A 7086-nucleotide genomic window follows, 5' to 3' on the forward strand; every position below is an offset into this window, starting at 1 on the left:
GATCAATTAAAGGTTCGATTAATCCTTTAAAGTCAATATCATAGGGAAGTCCTCCGACATTATGATGACTTTTGATTCCGCCCTCGCTCTCAATAATATCAGGATATATTGTTCCCTGCAGGAGATACGCAGCACCGGTCTTTTTTGCCTCACGCTCAAATATGCGGATAAACTTCTCGCCTATTACCTTTCTTTTGTCTTCAGGGTCGGTTACGCCTTTTAATGCCTCAAAGAATTCGCTCCCCGCATCAACTGTTAAGAGATTTAAGTCTGAAAAGAGCTCTTTTATCCTCTTTGTCTCTCCCTTTCTCATAAGACCCGTGTCAACATAGATAGACATCAGATTGTCGCCTATTGCACGCTTTGCAAGTTCGGCGCATACTGAGGAGTCAACCCCGCCGGAAAGTGCCATGACAACTTTTTTGCCGTTTGATTTCTCCTTTATTTCCTCAATTGCCTTTGCGATGAATTTCTCTGTATTTACCATTTATTGTCTCCTTGTTGTATATTCAGGATTATCCCGGAGGGATATTACTCGCCTTTTCTCCTGTTTGCACACGCCTCCACAAACCCGAGATATGGCGGCGACGGGTGTGTTGGCGTCGATTTAAATTCGGGGTGAAACTGTGTTGCCAGAAAGAAATTCTTATCCTGCATCTCACAGGACTCCATTCTGTTTCCGCATGAACCTGAGAATATGAGGCCTGCATCTTCTATATCGGACACATATTCAGGATTAACCTCATATCTGTGACGGTGACGTTCTACAACCTTTGTTGAGCCGTATAGCTTTTCGATGATTGTTCCTTTCTTAATATCAATGGTGCAGTTGCCAAGCCTCATTGTGCCTCCAAGGTCTGAAACATCCTCCTGTTCGGGAAGTATTGCAATTACATGCTTTCCTTCGCCCATCTCTTCTGAAAGTGCATCCTCCCAGCCAAGCACATTACGGCAGAACTCTACAACAGCAAGCTGAAAACCAAGACAAAGACCTAAGAAGGGTATGTTATTCTCACGTGCATATTTAATTGCACGAATCTTGCCTTCGATTCCACGCCGGCCGAATCCTCCCGGAATTAATATTCCGTCAACTTCTGCAAGATCGCTTTCATCATAGTTCTCGGCATCCACCCATTTGATATCAACCTCGGTTGAAAGACTCCTTCCTGCGTGTTTGAGTGCCTCTTTTATTGATATATAGACATCCTCAACACCATATTTGGATATGATTGCAACAGATGCCCTCTTTGTATATTCACTGCTGACAATCCTGTACCAGTCATTGTTTATTGGCCTGTCTTCAAGGTGAAGAAGATCTTTTATCGCATCTGCAAGACCCTCCTTTTCCATCTCCATAGGAACTTCGTAGATGTCTTTTGCAGTTGCGGCGGAAATTACAGCTTTCTGCTGAACACCGCAGAAGGCTGAGATCTTTCTCTTTGTTGATGCATTCATCACAGTCTCGCTTCTTCCCACAATGACATCCGGGTGCAGACCAAGTTCACGCAGGACTTTTACTGAATGCTGTGTCGGCTTTGTCTTGTGATCACCCATATTATCCTCGGGAACAAGCGTCACATGCACAAGAACCATGTCTTCCTCAGGAATTTCACCAAGCATCTGGCGGACTGCCTCCAAAAAGGGCATACTCTCGATATCACCGACTGTTCCGCCGACTTCAACCAGGCATATTTCCACATTTTTCCCGTCTTCTTTACGGAAATTCTCGGCCGCATTTCGGATGGACTGCTTTATCTGGTTTGTTATGTGGGGAATAATCTGAACGGTTGCGCCGAGATAGTCGCCGCGTCTCTCCTTTTCAATCACCGTCTGGTATACCTTGCCTGTTGTGATATTGTGATCAGACGTCAGACAGATATCTAAAAAGCGCTCGTAATTTCCAAGATCAAGGTCAACCTCTCCGCCGTCTTTTAAAACAAAGACCTCCCCGTGCTGGGCCGGATTCATTGTACCTGCATCAATATTCAGATAAGGATCGATCTTTACAGCAGTAACACCATATCCTCTGTTTTTTAAGATTCTGCCAATAGATGCAGTGGTGATCCCTTTTCCAAGACCACTCATTACACCCCCTGTAACAACTATGTATTTCAAGACACCCTCTCCAAAGATAAATATACCAAATCTTTTGGTCCTGAAAGGAAATAAAATGACGGATTGCCTCCAAATAATGCCCGCCGGAAGAGTGACTGCAACATTATAATCCGGACGAAAATACACCTGTTTTTAGATTCTAAAAATAAATATTCCGTTATTTTCTAATTAAAAAATTTAGTCTGTTTTTATACGTCCCGCAAAAATATTTTTCTGAAATATTTTTGGACAATATATTCATCAGATATCAAAGCACTGCAAAGGAGGCCGTTGTACGTGCAAGAATATTTGATTCGCAACCCTTTGGATAACACAATCCTTCTGCAAATATTATTCTCCTGCCGCGCCTTACAACACGCGCCTTGGCGCAAATCTTTCCTTCACGCACACCCTTGTGGAAGTTTGTGTTCTCTGATATTGTCGCAATTCCCTCTTTTTCAGTTAATACAGTATAGATGGCAAGCGCCATTGCCTCATCAATTAAGGACACATAAACTCCTCCCTGAAGCCAGCCGACTCCGTTTAGCATATCGGGGCGGACTTCCATTGACAAAACAGCGCTGCCGTCACCAAAACTCTCGGCATCTATCCCCATAAGACCGAAAAAAGGATTTGCCAGACTTCCTTTTTCTGATAATTCTTCAGGATAATTCATCGGACTAGTTTTTTCCTTAAGTTAATAAAAGATACACTCATAAAATATTCAAAAAAATTAGGAAAATATCAGTAATATTATTGCAAATACAAATCTACTATTTACAATTAAAAAAATATAGATTTTTAAGGTGAATATTTATGAAAGTTCTGATGATTATTGCCCCAAAAAGGTACCGCGAAGAGGAATTTGAAATTCCGGCTAAAATATTTGAAGAGGCAGGAGTATCATATGACGTTGCATCCACAAAAACCGGCGAATGTGAAGGAATGATGGGCGGGATTCAGGAAGCTTCCCTTCTGATTTCAGATGCAAAAGAAGATGACTATGACGGAATTGTGATTGTCGGCGGTCTTGGTGCAAGCGACTTTTTGTATAAGGAAGACTCCCTTATGGAGCTTATAAGGAGCTTTAACACAAAAGATAAGATTATTGCAGCCATCTGCCTCGCACCGGTAATTCTTGCAAGAGCAGGTATATTAAAAGACCGGCAGGCAACAGTCTTTGAGAGTCGTGCAGCAGTTGAACTTTTCAGGCAGGCCGGTGCCAATTATGTTAATATCCCTGTAGTCTCTGACTTAAACATAATTACTGCAAATCACCCGACAGTATCATCAGGTTTTGCAGAAGCAGTTCTGGAAAAACTGGGCTGCTGAAAAAATTAATCCAGACGATAATTAAATGGACATAATCCCGGAGAAAAGCTGTACTCTTGTAGTACCTGCCTATAACGAAGAGAGAAGGATTGAAAGGTTCCTTTCTGAGATAAAATTATACAAAGGGCCTGTAATCTTCGTATGTGACGGCAGTGACAAAACGGCAGAGATAGCCCGGGCTTTTGCCGATGAAAATAAGGATCTCAGTCTTAAAGTACTTGTATTTGAAACGAGGCTTGGCAAAGGCGGGGGAATTCTGGCGGGGATAAAGGCATCCGAAACAGATTATGTTGGATTTTGTGATGCCGACGGCTCAACTCCGGTTTTGGAAATTAACAGACTTTTTTCATACCTTTTTAATTATGACTGCGCAATAGGCTCAAGGTGGCTTAAGGGAGCAGAAATTAAGAAGAAACAAAAAGTACTCCGGCTTTTTCAGAGCAGGCTCTTTAACTTTTCAGTAAGAGTTCTTTTCGGGCTTAAATTTCGTGACACCCAGTGTGGTGCAAAAGTATTCAGAAAAGAGCCGCTTAAAACAATCCTTCCGGAAATCAGTTCAAAAGGCTTTGAATTTGACGTTGAGGTCCTATATCTGTTGTTAAAAAAGGGTTTTTTGATAACAGAAGTCCCCATAAAATGGAATGACATGGACGAATCTCATGTGGGAAGCGGGGACGGTATTGGAATGCTTGTAAACCTTGTAAAAATCAGGTTTGGATCTAATAAAAAAGGTGCTTAAAACATGAGCAAAAAAATCTTTGTAACTTCCATAATTCCCGGCATGGTGGTTGATTCACAGTTTGTAATAGAGAGTCCGACACTTCGGACAAGTAAAAACGGCAAATACATAGCATGCAGAATATCAGACAACACAGGTAAAATCTCATGCAAAATCTGGGGTTCATACAATTCAAGCGGTAATGAGATTGAAGACACCCACAGAATTTTTCTTGATAACGAAGGGTGCATATTCAGAATTTCAGGTAAAGCTGACAAATACAAGGATGAATTAAATATCAATGTAAATGACGGGATTGAATATCTTAAAAATCCTGTTGATGAGAAAAAAATAACTTCTTTTGATTACATCTACTCACCTGCGGATATAAAGGGAAATAAAAAGAAATTACTTTTTATATGTGAATCGGTTGAAAACAGGGGAATCAGAGATCTGATAACAACTGCCATAAAAAATTCAGACGGTTTTTTTGAAAAGCCTGCCGCAAAAACCAAACATCATAATTATACAGGCGGACTTTGTGAACACACTCTGGAGGTTGCAGAGATTTCACAGTCAATCGGAGAATGTCTTGCAGGAGTCAGGCTCAACCGGGATATTCTTATTGCAGGTGCAATTCTGCACGACATCGGGAAATGCCAGACATTTGAAAAGAAAGGACTTTCATATTCACCTAATCCGGCATACTCACTTCTGGGCCATATTACACCTGCCATGCAGATACTTTCAAGATATACAGCATTTGTCGATTCTGATACATATCAGGACATATTGCATATAATCCAGTCTCATCATGGCGAGCACGGAGAGACAAGACCGCAGACACCGGAAGCATGGGCTGTTCATTTTGCAGATAATATCAGCGCAACGCTTCATGAGATATCAGAGGACTTAAAATCCGCACAGCAAGGAGAACTCTTATGGGGAAAGAGAATGGACGGATTTGTATTCAGATCAAAGAGAACAGACGATTCACCTCCTGATCATAAAACAGATACCGTAAATCAAAAAAGCCAGCTGACAATTACAGAATGCCTTAATCCTCAAAAACAGGAGTAATTATGCAGGATATTGCATACATCACTTCTTCTCTGATACAGGGCTTAAAACAGATTCCCGGGGATATATGGGGAATTATAAGAAGACCTGTTACGACACTGCAGAATATCAGGCAAAGAACTCTCTTCGATGTCCTGATCTTTATTTTTATTACAGCCTTAATTTATGCAGTTTTAATCTCACTCACCATTGTATGCGGTTTTGATATTCTCAAAATCTACACTTCTTTTGAATTTTTAGACCCAATCACACTATTTTTTTTAATGTATGCACTCACACTTTTCAACACATTTTTCAATGCACTTTTCATACACATCTTCGTGATAATTGTCGAGGGGAAAAAGGGTATTTTCGAATCATTAAAGGCTGTTTCGTATTCTGTAGCACCAACACTTGCGCTTGGATGGATTCCGGTTATAGGTCTTATTACAGGAGTATGGGCACTTGTTGTTCAGACACTTGCAATAAGAGAGCTTCATGAGATATCCACCGGCAGAGCAGTTCTTGCAATGATACTTCCGTATATTATATTCGCATGCATCTTTGTATCCCTCTTTTTTATTCCTACACCATTCCCGATTCTTGTATAACAGGATATTAAAAGATTTTCTATACAAATTTTTTACACAAATCCGGATCTTAGAAGACTCTCTAAAAAATTTGTCATTCATTACCCGGCATTCTTATATGACTTCAAAATAATTCGCAGTTAAAGCCAGTTTATTAAACAAACAAGACAAAAAGGACCTTTATAAACCAGAATCAGGGGATGGAAAAATGATGAATTTAAACGGTTCACAAATACTTATGGTCTTTCTTGCGGCAGGAGTGGTGGTTGTCGCAGGTATTTTTGCATATACACTAATGCCAGGTCTCATAGGAGACGAATCTTCGGATGAGATAATAAGAGTAACTTCAGATGCAGAATTAAAGAGTTTTCTGGAAAAATATCAGATGAGTTACGAATATTCTTCTGTGGACAATGTTATAGACACAGTCTTTGGAATGGGTGCTAATAAAATGTCAGAAGAGCAGGTTATGTATGTATCAGATGCAAACCGGCAGACAGCATCTTTACCACCCTTACCTGTACCTACATCTGCACCGGCTTCTGCAGGCAGTGCTTCTTCATCAGCCATTGCATTGGATTATTCAGAGACAAACATACAGGTTAAAGGCGTTTTAGAAGCGGATTTTGTCAAAAATGACGGAAAATACATATACATTATAAAAGGCGAAAAACTTCTGATAGTTGATTCCTATCCTCCTAAATCAGCATCGGTAGTTTATGAAGGTGAAATTAAAGGTCAGAGCTGCTCCTCTCTTTTCCTGAATCAGGACCTCCTCATTGTATTTACAACAGACTACAAAGAAAGCTGGATAAAACCTGAAGAAAGTTCTGCACCCGTGCCTGTAACAAATCAGATTACACTGGCAACTGTCTACGACATATCTGACCGGAAAAATCCGGTAATTAAAAGAGAGCTTGAACTTCCGGGCTTTTATGAAGATGCACGGATGATTGGGGACTATGTATATGCAGTAAGCAGGAATTCCGTTTCAGGTTACAATGACATTATAATGCCTGTTGTAAAACAGGACAATGTAATAGTTGCAGAACCGGCAATATGGTGTCCGCCGGTTTATGATTATAACTATGTTATGTACACAGTCACAACATTTGACATAAATAATAACAAAGACATAAAATCCGAGGCATTTCTGACAGGATGGGACAATACTCTTTATGTATCTGCCGAAAACATCTACATGGCCTATGAAAGATACCTCCCGCAAACCCGCGGCCCGGTATTTACAGGTGAAAAAACTTCTGTTTCATCAGATGGGGAGAGGCAGAACAC

At 40.6% G+C, this 7086-nt stretch carries 7 protein-coding genes and 1 pseudogene; 5 read left to right on the forward strand and 3 right to left on the reverse strand.

The genetic code is table 11. The features are described from left to right. The 3 genes and pseudogenes from ACTB1O_RS02250 to ACTB1O_RS02260 form a co-directional block, all read right to left on the reverse strand. A pseudogene (locus tag ACTB1O_RS02250) lies at positions 1-487 on the reverse strand (glutamine-hydrolyzing GMP synthase); the annotation flags it as partial. Positions 488-531: 44 nt separating this feature from the next. Continuing rightward, on the reverse strand, positions 532-2115 hold the full coding sequence (gene pyrG, locus ACTB1O_RS02255; RefSeq protein WP_462993515.1) for a glutamine hydrolyzing CTP synthase: 1584 nt from the start codon (positions 2113-2115) through the stop codon (positions 532-534). 247 nt (positions 2116-2362) lie between these two features. Further along, positions 2363-2770, reverse strand: a complete 408-nt coding sequence (locus ACTB1O_RS02260) for a PaaI family thioesterase (RefSeq protein ID WP_462993516.1) — start codon at positions 2768-2770, stop codon at positions 2363-2365. Between the two features lie 140 nt (positions 2771-2910). Here ACTB1O_RS02260 and ACTB1O_RS02265 point away from each other — a divergent pair, with 140 nt between their 5' ends. The 5 genes from ACTB1O_RS02265 to ACTB1O_RS02285 all read left to right on the forward strand — a co-directional run. Continuing rightward, positions 2911-3426, forward strand: a complete 516-nt coding sequence (locus ACTB1O_RS02265; protein WP_462993517.1) for a DJ-1/PfpI family protein — start codon at positions 2911-2913, stop codon at positions 3424-3426. 25 nt (positions 3427-3451) lie between these two features. Further along, on the forward strand, positions 3452-4165 hold the full coding sequence (locus tag ACTB1O_RS02270; protein ID WP_462993518.1) for a glycosyltransferase: 714 nt from the start codon (positions 3452-3454) through the stop codon (positions 4163-4165). 3 nt (positions 4166-4168) lie between these two features. Next, positions 4169-5224 (forward strand): HD domain-containing protein, encoded by a 1056-nt coding sequence (locus ACTB1O_RS02275; protein WP_462993519.1) that lies wholly within the window; start codon positions 4169-4171, stop codon positions 5222-5224. Positions 5225-5226: 2 nt separating this feature from the next. Then, positions 5227-5814, forward strand: a complete 588-nt coding sequence (locus ACTB1O_RS02280; RefSeq protein WP_462993520.1) for a YIP1 family protein — start codon at positions 5227-5229, stop codon at positions 5812-5814. Positions 5815-6001: 187 nt separating this feature from the next. Beyond that, on the forward strand, positions 6002-7086 hold a 1085-nt coding region (locus ACTB1O_RS02285), incomplete at its 3' end, for a beta-propeller domain-containing protein (RefSeq protein ID WP_462993521.1).

It is taken from the genome of Methanomicrobium sp., from assembly GCF_055145805.1.

Coding starts and splice junctions, on each gene's coding strand:
- ACTB1O_RS02275 (WP_462993519.1), top strand. CDS start 4,169: ATGAGCAAAAAAATCTTTGTAACTTCCATAATTCCCGGCATGGTGGTT.
- ACTB1O_RS02270 (WP_462993518.1), top strand. CDS start 3,452: ATGGACATAATCCCGGAGAAAAGCTGTACTCTTGTAGTACCTGCCTAT.
- ACTB1O_RS02265 (WP_462993517.1), top strand. CDS start 2,911: ATGAAAGTTCTGATGATTATTGCCCCAAAAAGGTACCGCGAAGAGGAA.
- ACTB1O_RS02280 (WP_462993520.1), top strand. CDS start 5,227: ATGCAGGATATTGCATACATCACTTCTTCTCTGATACAGGGCTTAAAA.
- ACTB1O_RS02260 (WP_462993516.1), bottom strand. CDS start 2,770: ATGAATTATCCTGAAGAATTATCAGAAAAAGGAAGTCTGGCAAATCCT.